At 63.5% G+C, this 13,742-nt stretch carries 13 protein-coding genes; 4 read left to right on the top strand and 9 right to left on the bottom strand.

Annotation, left to right across the window (positions count from 1 at the left end; translation table 11 throughout):
* Positions 1-111: 111 nt before the first annotated feature.
* The 9 genes from tatC to AC0L2X_RS08765 all read right to left on the bottom strand — a co-directional run bounded on the left by tatC (position 112) and on the right by AC0L2X_RS08765 (position 11,697).
* Entirely contained in the window at positions 112-975 is an 864-nt protein-coding gene (gene tatC, locus AC0L2X_RS08805; protein ID WP_023678927.1) for a twin-arginine translocase subunit TatC, read from the bottom strand.
* Positions 972-1,655, bottom strand: coding sequence for a Sec-independent protein translocase protein TatB (tatB, locus tag AC0L2X_RS08800; RefSeq protein WP_473556487.1), 684 nt, complete (start codon positions 1,653-1,655; stop codon positions 972-974). Before tatB ends, tatC begins: the two co-directional genes overlap by 4 nt.
* A 28-nt stretch (positions 1,656-1,683) precedes the next feature.
* On the bottom strand, positions 1,684-1,905 hold the full coding sequence (locus AC0L2X_RS08795; RefSeq protein ID WP_352490594.1) for a twin-arginine translocase TatA/TatE family subunit: 222 nt from the start codon (positions 1,903-1,905) through the stop codon (positions 1,684-1,686).
* Between the two features lie 178 nt (positions 1,906-2,083).
* Entirely contained in the window at positions 2,084-2,863 is a 780-nt protein-coding gene (gene scpB, locus AC0L2X_RS08790; protein ID WP_352451389.1) for an SMC-Scp complex subunit ScpB, read from the bottom strand.
* Positions 2,860-3,660, bottom strand: a complete 801-nt coding sequence (locus AC0L2X_RS08785; protein ID WP_023678931.1) for a segregation and condensation protein A — start codon at positions 3,658-3,660, stop codon at positions 2,860-2,862. The genes scpB and AC0L2X_RS08785 overlap by 4 nt, the downstream gene beginning before the upstream one ends.
* Before the next feature lie 58 nt (positions 3,661-3,718).
* Positions 3,719-4,738 carry a beta-N-acetylhexosaminidase gene (nagZ, locus tag AC0L2X_RS08780; RefSeq protein WP_473556491.1) on the bottom strand — a complete coding sequence of 340 codons (1,020 nt, stop codon included), beginning with the start codon at positions 4,736-4,738 and terminating at the stop codon, positions 3,719-3,721.
* A 118-nt stretch (positions 4,739-4,856) separates the two neighbouring features.
* A complete protein-coding gene (locus tag AC0L2X_RS08775) occupies positions 4,857-8,561 on the bottom strand; it encodes an SPOR domain-containing protein (RefSeq protein WP_473599583.1) in 3,705 nt (1,234 codons plus the stop codon).
* 103 nt (positions 8,562-8,664) lie between these two features.
* On the bottom strand, positions 8,665-10,422 hold the full coding sequence (gene argS, locus AC0L2X_RS08770; RefSeq protein WP_473556494.1) for an arginine--tRNA ligase: 1,758 nt from the start codon (positions 10,420-10,422) through the stop codon (positions 8,665-8,667).
* A gap of 60 nt (positions 10,423-10,482) precedes the next feature.
* Positions 10,483-11,697 (bottom strand): deoxyguanosinetriphosphate triphosphohydrolase, encoded by a 1,215-nt coding sequence (locus AC0L2X_RS08765; protein WP_473556497.1) that lies wholly within the window; start codon positions 11,695-11,697, stop codon positions 10,483-10,485.
* 73 nt (positions 11,698-11,770) lie between these two features.
* On the opposite strand from AC0L2X_RS08765, the gene erpA reads away from it, so the two are divergent.
* The 4 genes from erpA (at position 11,771) to AC0L2X_RS08745 (ending at position 13,730) form a co-directional block, all read left to right on the top strand.
* On the top strand, positions 11,771-12,118 hold the full coding sequence (gene erpA / locus AC0L2X_RS08760; protein ID WP_254818314.1) for an iron-sulfur cluster insertion protein ErpA: 348 nt from the start codon (positions 11,771-11,773) through the stop codon (positions 12,116-12,118).
* Between the two features lie 2 nt (positions 12,119-12,120).
* The gene (locus AC0L2X_RS08755) at positions 12,121-12,510 is read left to right on the top strand and encodes a VOC family protein (RefSeq protein ID WP_473556499.1); all 390 of its coding nucleotides are present in this window, start codon (positions 12,121-12,123) and stop codon (positions 12,508-12,510) included.
* Between the two features lie 30 nt (positions 12,511-12,540).
* Positions 12,541-13,335, top strand: a complete 795-nt coding sequence (gene xth, locus AC0L2X_RS08750; protein WP_473556501.1) for an exodeoxyribonuclease III — start codon at positions 12,541-12,543, stop codon at positions 13,333-13,335.
* 77 nt (positions 13,336-13,412) lie between these two features.
* Positions 13,413-13,730: a hypothetical protein gene (locus AC0L2X_RS08745; protein WP_352490602.1), complete on the top strand. Its 318-nt coding sequence runs from the start codon at positions 13,413-13,415 to the stop codon at positions 13,728-13,730.
* Positions 13,731-13,742: the final 12 nt, after the last annotated feature.

Here is a 13,742-nt window from a genome sequence, read left to right as displayed (position 1 = left end):
GGTTTTTGGAGCCAATTGGCACCATACCCAAATTAGTAGCATAGCTGCCGGCACAAAGCAAGAACAAAGTTGCTGCGGCCGGCAAAAAGATGCTGCCCGCCTCAACCGAACCTACGTCGAAGACGCGTCCGCCGGCTTTTCGGCCACCTCTTCGGTGGCGTCCTGCTTTTCCCGGGCCACACGGTCGCGCTCCTTGCTGCGCTCGATCAGCCGGGCCGACCAGATCGAGACCTCGTAGAGCAGGATCGTCGGAATGGCGAGGCCGATCTGGCTCATCGGGTCGGGCGGCGTCAGCACCGCCGCCACCACGAAGGCGATGACGATCGCCCATTTGCGCTTTTCAGCCAGGGCCGTGGACGAAAGCATGCCGACCCGCGTCATCAGGCTGGTCACCACCGGCAACTGGAACACTAGGCCGAAGGAGAAGATCAGCGTCATGATCAGGCTGAGATATTCGGACACTTTCGGCAGCAGCGAAATCTGCACCTGGTCGTTGGTGCCGGTCTGCTGCATGGCGAGGAAGAACCACATCACCATCGGCGTGAAGAAGAAATAGACCAGCGACGCGCCCATCAGGAACAGGATCGGCGAGGCGATCAGGAACGGCAGGAAGGCGTTGCGTTCGTTCTTGTAGAGGCCGGGCGCGATGAATTTGTAGATCTGCGTGGCGATCAGCGGAAAGGCGATGACCATGCCACCGAACATGGCGAGCTTGACTTGGGTAAAGAAGAATTCCTGTGGCGCCGTATAGATCAGCTCGACCTTGTGCGGGTCGAGCCCGGCCCATTGGGTCGCCCATCTGAACGGAATGACCAGAAGGTTGAACAGCCGCTTGGCGAAAAAGAAGCAGACCAGGAAGGCGACGAAAAAACCGCCGATCGACCAGATCAGCCGCCGGCGCAACTCGATCAGATGCTCCATCAGCGGAGCCGACGATTTTTCGATCTCGTCCTTTTCCTTGTCCGAAACGCTCACTTGGCGGCTCCCGCCGTTTTCCTGGGGGCCGGCTTCTTCGCAGCTGTCGCCGGCTTCTTCGCTGCCGATTGAACTTTCGACTCAGCTTTTGCGGCGGCCTTCGGCGCAGCGGTCTTTGCCGGCTTGGCCGGCGCGGCGGCCGCGGCTTTCGCGGGCGCCGGCTTCTTCCTTGCCGCAGGTGCTTTTTGCGGCACGGCCGCTGCAGCCGTTTGCGCCTGCACTGCCGGCGCCACGACGGACTCGTCCGTCATCGCCGGAAAGGTCGGCGTGGCCGGCGTCGGCTCCGGCGGGCTGACCCCCGGCATCGTCGTTGCGCCGTTCTTCAATGGCTCGGCTGCCTGCTCCGTCGAAGCGGCGGCATCAACGGCCGGCTTGGGCTTCATCACGGCGTCGACGCCGGAACGCACGTCGGCGGCGGCCTGCTCGAATGGATTGAGCTGCTTCCTGATCTCGGCTGCCGGATTAAGGCTTCTCAGCGAATCGACCGACTTCTTGACGTCGTCGAGCTCGGCTTCCTTCAGCGCGTCATTAAACTGCCGCTGAAAATCGGACGCCATGGCGCGCAGCTTCGCCGTTGTGCGGCCGAAAGTGCGCAGCATGTTGGGCAAATCCTTGGGCCCGACGACCACGATCATGACGATCGCGATCACCAGCATCTCGGTCCAGCCGACTTCGAACATGGCTATACGTTCCGACTAAAGTTTGGGCTCAGCTTTTGCTGGCCTTTTCCTTCGGCACCGAAACGGTTTCGTCGGCACGGTGTTCGACGGTGCGCTTGTCCTCGGCAGTCTCGTCGTCGGCCATGCCCTTCTTGAAGCTCTTGATGCCCTTGGCCATGTCGCCCATCAGCTCGGGGATCTTGCCGCGGCCGAAGACCAGCAGCACGATCACCAGAACGATCATCCAGTGCCAAATCGAAAATGAACCCATAGCAAATCTCTCTCGAACGGTTTCCCAGACGCTGATCTATGCGCTTTCGGGTTCGGATTCAAACAGAACTGCGACAGAGTTCATGAATGAGTCGCCGAAGTCACGCACTTTCGGCACGGCGGCCCGCTACCAATCGGCGCAGTTCCATCCTGCCTGTGGCTTTAAGATGGCGCTCGGCTCAATCTTCCGTGACGCGCGGCGTCAAAAGGCCGAGTTCTTCGAGGTCGATGTCGGTCAGCGGATCCTCGTCGTCGGTGAGCGCATCTGGGTCGGCCGGCGGCAGCGGCACCGAGAAATTCGACGGCATGCGGCCGGACAGCAGCCCCGCACCCTTCAATTCCTCCATGCCGGGGAGATCGCGTATTTCCTCCAGCGCGAAATGGTCGAGGAAAATATCGGTCGTGCCGTAGGTGACGGGACGGCCGGGCGTTCGGCGCCGGCCGCGCATTCTCACCCATTCGGTCTCCATCAGCGTGTCGAGCGTCCCCTTTGACGTCTCGACGCCGCGGATGTCCTCGATCTCGGCGCGCGTTACCGGCTGGTGGTAGGCGATGATCGCCAGCACTTCGAGGGCAGCGCGGGACAGTTTGCGCTGCTGCACCGTGTCACGGCTCATCAGGAAGGCGAGGTCGCCGGCGGTGCGAAACGCCCAGGCATCGCCGACGCGCACCAGATTGACGCCGCGCCGCGCATAGATCTGCTGCAGTTCAGCCATTGCCGCGGCAATGTTGATGCCGTCGGGCAATCGCGAAGTGAGCTGTTTTTCGCTGACCGGCTCGGCGCTGGCGAATACGATCGCCTCGGCCATCCGTACGGCCTCCGCCATATGCAGCCGCTCGCCAGGATTCCGCGACAAGTTCTGCCCCTGATTTTGTGCCGGGTTCTCGGCGACCGCGCCTTGCTCGGCGTCGTCGTCGACCTTGAACGGAATGACCGAAGCGTTGGCGCGTTCGCTCATGGTGTCACCTCGACTATCTTGATGGCCTGGGCGCGGCCGCGCAGATAAAGCGGCGCGAACACCTGGTCCTGCCGCATTTCCATCTTGCCTTCGCGCACCAGTTCCAGCGTCGCCGCAAACGAGCTGGCAACCGCGGTGCGCCGCTCTTCCGGGCCGGCCAGATATTCGACCAGGAAACTGTCGAGCGCCGTCCAGTCGCGCAGCGACCCGATTAGCCTGGTCAGCACGTCGCGCGCATCTTTGAGCGACCACACGCCGCGCCTGGCAATCGTCACATTGGTGATTGCCTGCTTCTGGCGCTGCTGGGCATAGGCGGTCAACAGGTCATAGAGCGAGGCCGAATAGGCATTGCGCTTCTCGACGATCACCATTTCCGGCATGCCGCGTGCAAACACGTCGCGTCCGAGCCGGTTGCGGTTGACCAGCCGTGCCGCCGCGTCGCGCATCGCCTCCAGCCGCTTCAGCCGGAACTGCAGCACCGCCGCCAGTTCCTCGCCGCTTTCGCCTTCGTCGCCAGGCTGCTTGGGGATCAGGAGTTTCGACTTGAGAAACGCCAGCCACGCCGCCATCACCAGATAGTCGGCGGCAAGCTCCAGCCTCAGCGCCCTCACCTTCTCGACGAAGGCCAGATACTGTTCGGCCAGCGCCAGGATCGAGATGCGCGACAGGTCGACCTTCTGATTGCGGGCAAGATGCAGCAGAAGATCGAGCGGACCTTCGAAGCCGGCCACATCGACGACCAACGCCGGATCGCCGGTCAGCCGGGAATCGTCGTTCTCGGCCCACAAGCGGTCCATCGGTGCGGCCTTGCCGGCCTTCAGGTCCAATGTTTCCGCCACTTCGCTTCCTTTGATGCTAGGCCACCGCGTCGAAATAACTGGCAAATTCGGCCCGAACCTCGGTTTCATCAGCCCGATCACGGTTCCTGATATAGGTCAGCGCCCGCTCCGCGCGCTCAAACGACTTGCCTTCAAGCCCGGTCGTGCGCGATGCAATGCCGGCCATCTCGTCGAACACGCCGTTGCAGTGAAGGACCAGATCGCAGCCCGCCGCAAGGATAGCGGCCGCCTTTGACGGGAAATCCCCAGAAAGTGCCTTCATCGAAGTGTCGTCGCTCATCAACAGCCCGTCGAAGCCGATTTCGCCGCGGATGATCTTTTCGATGACCTTGCCGGATGTGGTGGCCGGGTTCTTCGGGTCGATCGCGCTATAGACGACATGCGCCGTCATCGCCATCGGCAAATGGTTGAGCTCCCTGAACGGGGCAAAATCATGCCGCTGCAAGTCGCCGATCGAGGCGTCGACGGTCGGCAGTTCGAAGTGCGTATCGGCGAAGGCCCTTCCATGGCCGGGAATATGCTTCATCACCGGCAGCACGCCGCCCGCCATCAGGCCTTCCGCCGCGGCGCGACCCAGTTCGACGACGGCGCGCGGCTCCTTGCCATAGGCGCGCGCGCCGATGACGTCGCTGGCGCCCTCGATCGGCACGTCGAGCACCGGCAGGCAATCCGCCGTGATGCCGTAGCGCAGCAGATCGAAGGCATGCAGCCGCGCCATCAGCCAGGCGGCACGGGTGCCGGCATCATGGTCGTCGCGCCACAAGGCGCCGAGTGCACCGGCAGCCGGATAGTTCGGCGCCAGCGGCGGCCGCAGGCGCTGCACCCGGCCGCCCTCCTGGTCGATGAACACCGGCGCGTCCGCACGCCCGACGCAGTCGCGCATCGCGGCGACCAGATCGCGGATCTGCTCGGTCTCGCCGATATTGCGCGCAAACAGGATGAAGCCCCACGGGCATTCGTTGCGATAGAAACGGATCTCGTCGCGGGTCAGTGATTTCCCGGCGCAGCCGAGGATCATGGATCTTGATTCGGTCATGCGGAACAGTTTAGAGCTTCGCGCCGACAAAGGGAATCGCCCGCAATTGCCTCCAGAGCTTTCCGTTCACGCAAAAAAGCCGGCGCGGGCGCCGGCTTTTCGAGGGGCTTTGGTGCCGCTAGTGGGACACGAAGCAATTGCCGCCGGCAGCCTTGTAGCTGGTGCACAGTTTGATCGCCTCGTTGCGAGACTGCGCCGGAACGCGGACGCGGTAGAAGGTGCCCTTGCCGGCGATCTCGGCCTTGACGATGTTGGCGGTGCGGCCGGAAAGCACGCTGCCATAGCGGCGCTGCAGATCCTGGTAAGTCGCCTGGGCGCTTTCGACTGTCGGCTGCGAAGCGATCTGTATCGACCACGAACCAGCCCCTGCCGCGGCCGGATCGATGGAAGCGACCTGATCGGGCTTGACCTCGCCGACCACATCGACCGGCTGGTCGGACGGACGCTGCGGCGCCACCGGAACCGTGGCCGGGGTGTTGGCGGACTGCTTGCTGGCTGACGGCTGGGCCTTGGCTTCAGCCTTTGTGTCGGGCTTGGGCGCCGGCTGCAGCTTGGTGGTTTCGGCCTGATCACCGCTCGGCTGGTCGCCACTCGCCTGGTCCTCAATCTTCGGATCACTTGTCATTTGGTCGATCAGGGGCACGGTGCCGGTCTGCGCGGCGGCGTCGGCCTGGGCGGCCGGAGCCACGTGCTGCGGCGCCGGATCGGCCTGCTCGGCAGCAGCTATTTGCGGGGCGGCGGGCGCCGGATCCTCGCGCGCCACCAGCGAGCCGTCAGGTTTCACAACCATGGTCCGTACCTTGCGCGGCGCAACGGCGACGATCTCGGGGTTGGCACCCTTCTCGGCCTCCTGCAGAACCTGCGCGATGCGATCCTCGGACTTGGGCGCCGGTGCGGCGGCGGTTTCGGTAGCGCCAGCCGCATTGGTGCCAAGCGCGTTGGTGTCAGGCGCGTTGGCGTCAGGCGCGTTGATGCCAGACGCATTGGTATCAGACGCCTCGGTGCCGGGCGCGTCGATATCGTCCGCGGCATCGGGGTCATTGGGCGAAAGATCGACGACGCGGCTCTCCGGTTCGTTGGCCTTCAGGTCCACGGGCTCTTCGGTGTTGGTGACCAGCTTCTGCTGAACCGGCTCGGCGGGCTTGGCGCCCTTGACCACAGCGTCATAGACCTTGTTGTCCTGGTTCGGCACGACGGTGCCGCCTGGATTTTCCGGCTTGATCTTGATCGGCCTGTTGTCGGCCTTGACGATAACCGGCGCATCGCCGCCGCTCTTGCCGCCGAGGGTCAACGCAAAGGCGCCAAGGCCTCCGGCGATCGCCACCGCGCCAACCACCGCACCTATCAGCAGCCCGCGCCTGCGCGGCTGCCTTTCAGCCCCGCGTTCGGCAAGGCCCGGAACCGACATCTCGTCGTCCAGTTCGGGGTCGTAGTCGAGCTCATCGAAGGTGAAATCGTCGGCTTGCGAAACCGGCTGGCCACCGGGCAATGGGCCCAGATCGAAACCGTCCGCTGCATCGGCATAGGAAGCGGCTGCCGCGCTGACGGGGGCTTCCGCAGGCTTGGCGCCATAGGCGCGCGTCTCGCTACGATCCTGCTTATAGCCAGACGCGAAGCCGGCATCGTATTCATCGTCATAGCCAGCACTGCGCACCGGGGCAGGCGCTATATCCGTGGCATTCATTTCGGTGAGAAGGCTGGCAAAATCGGCATCGAGATCGTCGTAGGCGGGCGCCACCGGCTCGTCATCGTCGAAGTTGAGCTCCGGAATGTCGAGATCCTCCGCCAGCGCCACGACGCGCTCGGGCACGTCGACCGTCTCGACATCAGGCATCTCGTCATAGGCGGAAGGCTGTTGATACGAAGTTGGTGCAGCTTCCGTGTAGGCTGGCCGATCTTCATAGGATGGCCGATCCTCATTGGACCGCCTGTCTTCACGGGATGCCTGGCCTTCATAGGACGGCGCCTCTCCGACCGGTGCGGCCCGATAGGACGGCGTTGCAGCCGGCTGCGGCGGTGCCGGACGCGCCGAAGCGACCGGCTGGCCTGCAAAAGCGGGCTGAGGCTGCGCAACCGGTGTCACGCGGCTCCACGAGCGGGCCGGCTCGGGCGGTGTGGCGCGTGTTGTCAGCCAGTTCAGCCCATCGAGCGGGTCTTCTTCGGCAGCAGCTGCCACACTCTTGTCGGCCGAGTCATGATCCAGGCCGATGTTCCTGGCGAAGTCGGCATCGAGCGCATCGTTGTCTAAATCGCCCACAGGTCCGGCAGCGGCTTCAACACCGAAATCCTCGCCTTCAAGCTCATCGAGGAGGACACTGCCAAGATCGGCGTCATCGGCGGCACTGGACTGCTGCGGCTCGGCGGGCTCGTGCTCGTCCAGTTCCCAATCCAGCTCGTCGACAGCATGCACCGGTTCGTGGATGACGTCTTCAGCCGCCACCATTGGCTGTTCAGCGGCCACTGCTGGCTTCTGAACTGCCGGCCCGACGGGCTGCTGAGCAGCCATCATGGGCTTCTGGCCAGGCTGCTGGGCAGGCTGCTGGCTCATCTGAGGTTCGTTGACCGCTTGTGCCGGCCGTGTGCTCATCGCACCGAGCAGCGCGTTCAGTTCGTCTTCCAGGCTCCGTTCCTCGGCCACTGGAGCCGTCGGGACGACAGCGGCCGGCGCCGCTGGTTCGGCCGCAACCTGCGCCACCGGCTCTTCGGCGTCCTCGGCAGGCGCATCGTCGAAGCTCAGATCGAAATCGTCATCGAACGCCGCCTCGGCGGCCGTGCCGGAAAGCCGAGCGGCCTCTGGCTCTTCGATCGACAGCTCTTCGATAAACTCTGGTTCTTCGATTTCGGCAGGCTCGTTCGGGCGAACGTCGAAGTCCATGTCGACATCGGCCATGGCATCATCGAAATGGCCGGCAAGATCTTCATCGGCTGAAACCGCTTCAACCGGCGATGCCGGAGCGGCGACGTTTTCCTCCGGCTCATGCTCGTCGAACATCAGCTCGTCTTCGAGCGAGCTTGCAACGGCATCGTCGAACTCGTCATCGAACGCAGGCGCGGCGGCCTGCACGGCGGTGTCAACGGCGACCGCCTGCTCCATCGGCTCATGCTCCTCGAGCATCAGCTCGTCTTCGAGCGAACTTGCCACGGCGTTGTCGAACTCATCGTCCAAGGCGGGGTCGAAGGCGGGCTCGTCGACCGGCTCGATCGCCTGGGCTGCGGCCCCGGGTTCATCCTCGCCCGTCACCGCCACCTTGGCCGTCACATCGTCGTAGAGCCGAAAATCCTGGTCGACAGAGGCGGAAAGTTCGTCGTCACTCGACAGGTCGTCCTCGAACGGCGACACGTCTTCGAGCGAGCCGGCGACGGCGTTATCGAACTCCTCGTCGAACTCCGGCTCGACAGCGGGAGCGAACGAGCTTTCGGGGGCGGAGGCAATTTCGTCGGCGGCAACAGGAGCGGCCGCAACGGGAGCAGAATCATCCGCAGCACTGTCGTCGAACGCGAAATCCTGTTCGAACGAGGCGGCAAGCTCATCCTCCATCTCGTTGGCGGCGGCCGGTTCGGGTGTCGGCTCGCGAAGCTCGGCAGGAGAACCATTGTCATTGGCATCAGTGCCGAACTCGCCCATCAACTCCTTCTCGAGATCGATGTCGAAATCGCCCTCGTCCACCGACGGTTCGGCGGCAGCGGTTTTCGGCTGGGCCGGCGTTTGCGGTTTGACCGGCTGGCGCGGGTCGAACCCCATGATCCTGGTCAGTTCCGCGAACGGATCATCGTTTGCGATGTCGTTGTGGTCGGCTGCTCTCAGCTGGGTTCTGTCTGCCATTATTGTTCCCGAACTCGCACTCATTCGGACGCCATGGACGTCGCGTAGGGTTGGCCCTTACCAGCGCAATGTGGGCAAAAGGTGACAGGTTTTTTACTCAAACCTAACGCATTTCGGTGGGCGCATTGGCTCCGATCAGCGTCAGGCCGGACGTCAAAACGTCCGAAACAGCCTGCACCAGCCCTAGTCTGGCATGCGTCAATTGTCGGTCGTTAACCTTAACAAAACGTAAGTCGGGATTATCGGTGCCCCGGTTCCAGTGTCCGTGGAAGCTGGAAGCGAGTTCGTAGAGGTAAAATGCCAGCCGGTGGGGCTCGAGCGCGAGCGCCGCAGCTTCGATCAGCCGAGGATATTCGGCGAGCTTCCTGATCAGGCCGATCTCCCCCTCATCGGTCAGCAAAGCCACTTCAGCAGCCAGCTGGTTGCGGTCGAACATGGCCTCGCCCAATTGCTCGCTTGCCTGCCGGAACACCGAATGGCAGCGCGCCGAGGCATACTGCACGTAGAACACCGGATTGTCCTTCGACTGCTCGGTCACCTTGGCGAAGTCGAAGTCGAGCGGCGCGTCGTTCTTGCGATAGAGCATCATGAAGCGGATCGGGTCGCGGCCGACCTCCTCGACCACTTCGCGCAAGGTCACGAACTCGCCGGACCGCTTCGACATGCGCACCGGCTCGCCGGCGCGAAACAGCCTCACCAACTGGCAAAGCAGCACGGTAAGCTTGACCTCGTCGCCGGCAATCGCCCGGGCAAGCGCTTCCAGCCGTTTCACATAGCCGCCATGATCGGCGCCAAGCACATAGATCAGGTCGACGAAGCCGCGATCGACCTTGTCCTTGAGGTACGCGACATCGGCGGCGAAATAGGTGAAGGTGCCGTCCGACTTGACCAGCGCCCGGTCCATGTCGTCGCCGACCGCGGTCGAGCGGAACAGCGTCTGCTCGCGGTCCTCCCAGTCGTCCGGCTTCTCGCCTTTGGGCGGCGGCAGCTTGCCCTTGTAGATGTGGCCCTTCAGCGTCAGGTCGCTGATCGCCGAGCGGATCTTCTTCGCATTGTTGGCATGCAGCGTCCGCTCGGAGAAGAAGACGTCATGATGCACGTTGAGCAACGCCAGATCCTCGCGGATCATCGTCATCATCGCATCGATCGTTCTGTCCTTGACGATGGCAAGCGCCTCTTCATCCGGCATCTGCAGCAGGGAGCGGCCGAATTCGCCGGCCAGCGCCTGACCAACGGGGATCAGATAGTCGCCTGGATAAAGCCCGGGCGGAATCTCGCCGATCTCATCGCCGAGTGCCTCGCGGTAGCGCAGCATGACGGAGCGTCCGAGCACGTCGATCTGCGAACCGGCATCGTTGATGACGTATTCCTTGGTCACGTCGTAACCGGCGAAGGCCATCAGATTGGCCAGCGCGTCGCCGACCACGGCACCCCGGCAATGGCCGACATGCATCGGCCCGGTCGGGTTGGCCGAGACATATTCGACATTGGTTTTCTTGCCGCCGCCGACCGTCGAGCGGCCGTAGTTGCGGCCTTCGCCGAGCAGCGCCGTCAGATGCGCCTGCCAGAAGCCGTCCTTGAGCCTGAGATTGACGAAGCCCGGGCCAGCGATCTCGGCGGCCGCGATATCCTCGTCGGCGCGCAGCGCCTCGGCCAGCCTTTCGGCCAGCGCACGCGGGCTCTGGCCGGTCGGCTTGGCCAACACCATGGCAGCGTTGGTCGCGAGGTCGCCATGGCTGGCATCGCGCGGCGGCTCGACGGCGATGCGCGACAGGTCCGGCGACGCGCCATCCTTGTCTTTCAAATCAAGCGCTTTGACGACCTTTATGATTCGCGCGTTGAAATCGGCGAAGATGTTCATTGCTATGGCTCTGACGGTTTGCAGGGATCCGGCGCGTTGGCCGGCAAAATCGCGCCCGCCCTAGCTCAAATCCGGCGTATGGTCAAACAAACGCCTGTGTTCCTTGAGCGCATAAGTGTCCGTCATGCCTGCCAGGAAATCGGCAACACTGCGCGCCTTGACGCGGTCCTCTGCCCGGTCGAGCCCTTCGCGCCAGCCATCCGGCATGGCGCGTGGATCGGCGAAATAAACGTCGAACAGGTCCCTGACGATCTGATCGGCATCGGCGCGCACCCGCATGACCTCCGCGTGTCGGTAGAGGTGCTTGTAAAGAAAGGCCTTCAGCTCCTTTTCCGATGCGGCCGTCTCGGCGGAGAAGCTCACCATCGTCTCGCCGGCCGCCCTTACCGCTTCGGCGCTGCCGGGCTTGATGCGCGCCAGATTGGCCGTCGTCGAGACGATCACGTCCTCGACCATGATGGTGATCTGCCGGCGCATCAGCTCGTGGCCGGTGCGTACGTCATCGAGCGCCGGATAGCGCTCACGCACGCCCTTGAGGATCGACCCCGGCAGCGAGACGCCCTCCAGCATATCCAGCGTCAACAGCCCTGCCCTCAAGCCGTCATCGATGTCGTGGGTGTTGTAGGCGATATCGTCGGCAATCGCCGCGCACTGCGCCTCGATACCGGCGAAGCGGTCGAGCTCGAGGTCGTGCAGTTCGGAATAGTCGCGGATCGCCTGCGGCACCGGCCCCTTCAGCCCTTTGCCCTTGGCATCGGTCAGCGGGCCATTGTGCTTGACCAGCCCCTCCAGCGTTTCCCAGGTGAGGTTCAGCCCGTCGAACTCGGCATAGCGCCGCTCCAGCCGCGTCACCACACGCAGCGACTGCGCATTGTGGTCGAAGCCGCCCCAGGCGGCCATCTTATCGTTCAGCGCGTCCTCGCCGGTATGGCCGAAAGGCGTGTGGCCGAAGTCGTGCACCAGGGCCACCGCCTCGGCCAGGTCCTCGTCGCCGCGCAACGCCCGCGCCAGAGCGCGTGCGATTTGCGCTACCTCGATCGAATGCGTCAGCCTCGTGCGGTAATGGTCGCCTTCGTGTGCAACGAACACTTGCGTCTTGTGCTTCAGCCGGCGGAACGCCGTCGAATGGATGATGCGGTCGCGGTCGCGCTGGAACGGCGTGCGCGTCGGGCTTTCCACCTCGTCGAACAGCCGGCCGCGCGACTTCGCCGGGTCGCTGGCATAGGCCGCGCGCGGCCGATAGCCGAATCCGATGTCGCCCAACTCGTTGGTCATAGCGTATGCCGCAGTTGACTTGCCCCGTCGCGCTTCATACCTATCATACAAAACGGAAAGCAAGGTGACGCCCATGGGCGCTGATGCCAAGACCGCCATGAAAGTCGAGATGACCGACGCCGCCGCTAGGCGGATCGCCAAGATTGTGGCGAGCGAAGCCGGTAAGACGGCCCTGCGCGTTTCGGTCGAGGGCGGCGGCTGTTCCGGCTTCTCCTACAAGTTCGACCTGGTCGACAGGCGCAATGACGATGACGTCGCCATTGAAAAGGACGGGGCCACCGTGCTGATCGACGACCTGTCGCTGGTCTATATGGGCGGCTCGGTGATCGATTTCGTTGACGATCTGATGGGCCAGTCGTTCCAGATCAGAAACCCCAATGCGGTCGCCTCCTGCGGCTGCGGCACCAGCTTCTCGATCTAGAAATGCCCGACATCGGCGCGGTCCGTCAGGTCGCGCTTTCCGCCGGGCGCGACCTCGATGCGACGCTGGCGTTCTGGCGCGAGGTGCTCGGCATGAACCTGCATGCGCGTTTCGATCCGCCGGGCATCGCCTTCATCCTGGCCGGTGGCGTGCGCCTGCTTTTCACCGACGGCCTGCCGGCCGGCACCGTCTATCTCGACATATCCGGCCTCGAAGAGTTCCACGCTTCGGCAAGGGCCGCCGGCGTTCCCTTCACCGCGCCGCCGGCGCTCGTCCATCGCGACACCGAAGGCCTGTTCGGCCAGGCGGGGGAAAGCGAATGGATGGCCTTCCTAAAGGACCCGGCAGGCAATACGATCGGCCTTGTCGAACGTCATCCACCGGATCGCTAGTCTCCGGACCACCAGCCTATCGAGGCCGTCATGAAAATCGTCACCTGGAACATCAACGGCGTCCGCGCCCGCATCGGCAATTTGACCCATTGGCTGACGGAAAGCGCGCCCGACATCGCCTGCCTGCAGGAGATCAAGACGGTCGACGAGCAGTTTCCTCGCGCCGAGATCGAGGCGCTCGGCTACAATGTCGAGACTCACGGCCAAAAAGGCTTCAACGGCGTCGCCATCCTGTCGAAGCTGCGTTTCGACGAGGTCAATCGCGGCTTGCCGGGCGACGATGCCGACGAGCAGGCGCGTTTCATCGAGGGCGTGTTCTCGACCGACAAGGGCGCCTTGCGCGTTGCCTCGATCTATCTGCCGAACGGCAATCCGATCGACGACGAGAAGAAGTTCTCCTACAAGCTTACCTGGATGGCGCGACTTGAGCGCTGGGCCGAAGAGCGGCTTGCGCTGGAAGAGCCACTGGTTCTGGCCGGCGACTACAATGTCATCCCCGAGCCGATCGACGCGAAATATCCGGAAAACTGGCTAAGCGATGCGTTGTTCCAGCCCGCGACGCGGCAGGCGTTCCGGCGGCTAAAGAATCTCGGCTTCACCGAAGCCGTGCGTGCCGTCACCGACGCCCCGGACGTCTTTACGTTCTGGGACTATCAGGCCGGCGCCTGGCAGAAAAACAACGGCATTCGCATCGACCATTTGCTTCTGTCGCCCGAAGCCGCCAACTGGTTTTCCTCGGCTTCGATCGAAAAGCAGGTGCGCGCCTGGGAAAAGCCCTCCGACCACGTGCCGGTGGCGATCGATCTGGCGTTGCAGCCGCCCTGACCGGAGCTGCTGTCCGGCGGCACTTTGATAAGTTGACCTCTTATCGCCACAAATCGCGTGCTTGATGAGAAATCATCATGGTGGCTGGGGTTCCCATGACTACTCGATTTGCACTCTGCCCGATCGGCTGCGCGCTTGCGATGGCGGTGGCGACGCCGGCTTTTGCCGATGCAGAGTGCCTTGCCAACGGCAAATCATTCCAGATCGGCCGGGTCGCCTGCCTGACGCTTGCCGGCCAAAGCTACCTCGCCCGTTGCGAGATGGTGCTCAACAACACGTCCTGGACAAAGCAGCGGGATGGCTGCCCGGACAACACGCTGGCCCCACATCTGCAGGGCACGCCGATCTCAACACCGGCGCCCGGCGGCATGCCGGCGGAACCGACCGATAATTGATTTAAATCGACA

Source organism: Mesorhizobium sp. WSM4828 (assembly GCF_055811175.1).
This window is presented reverse-complemented; position numbering and strand designations above follow the sequence as displayed.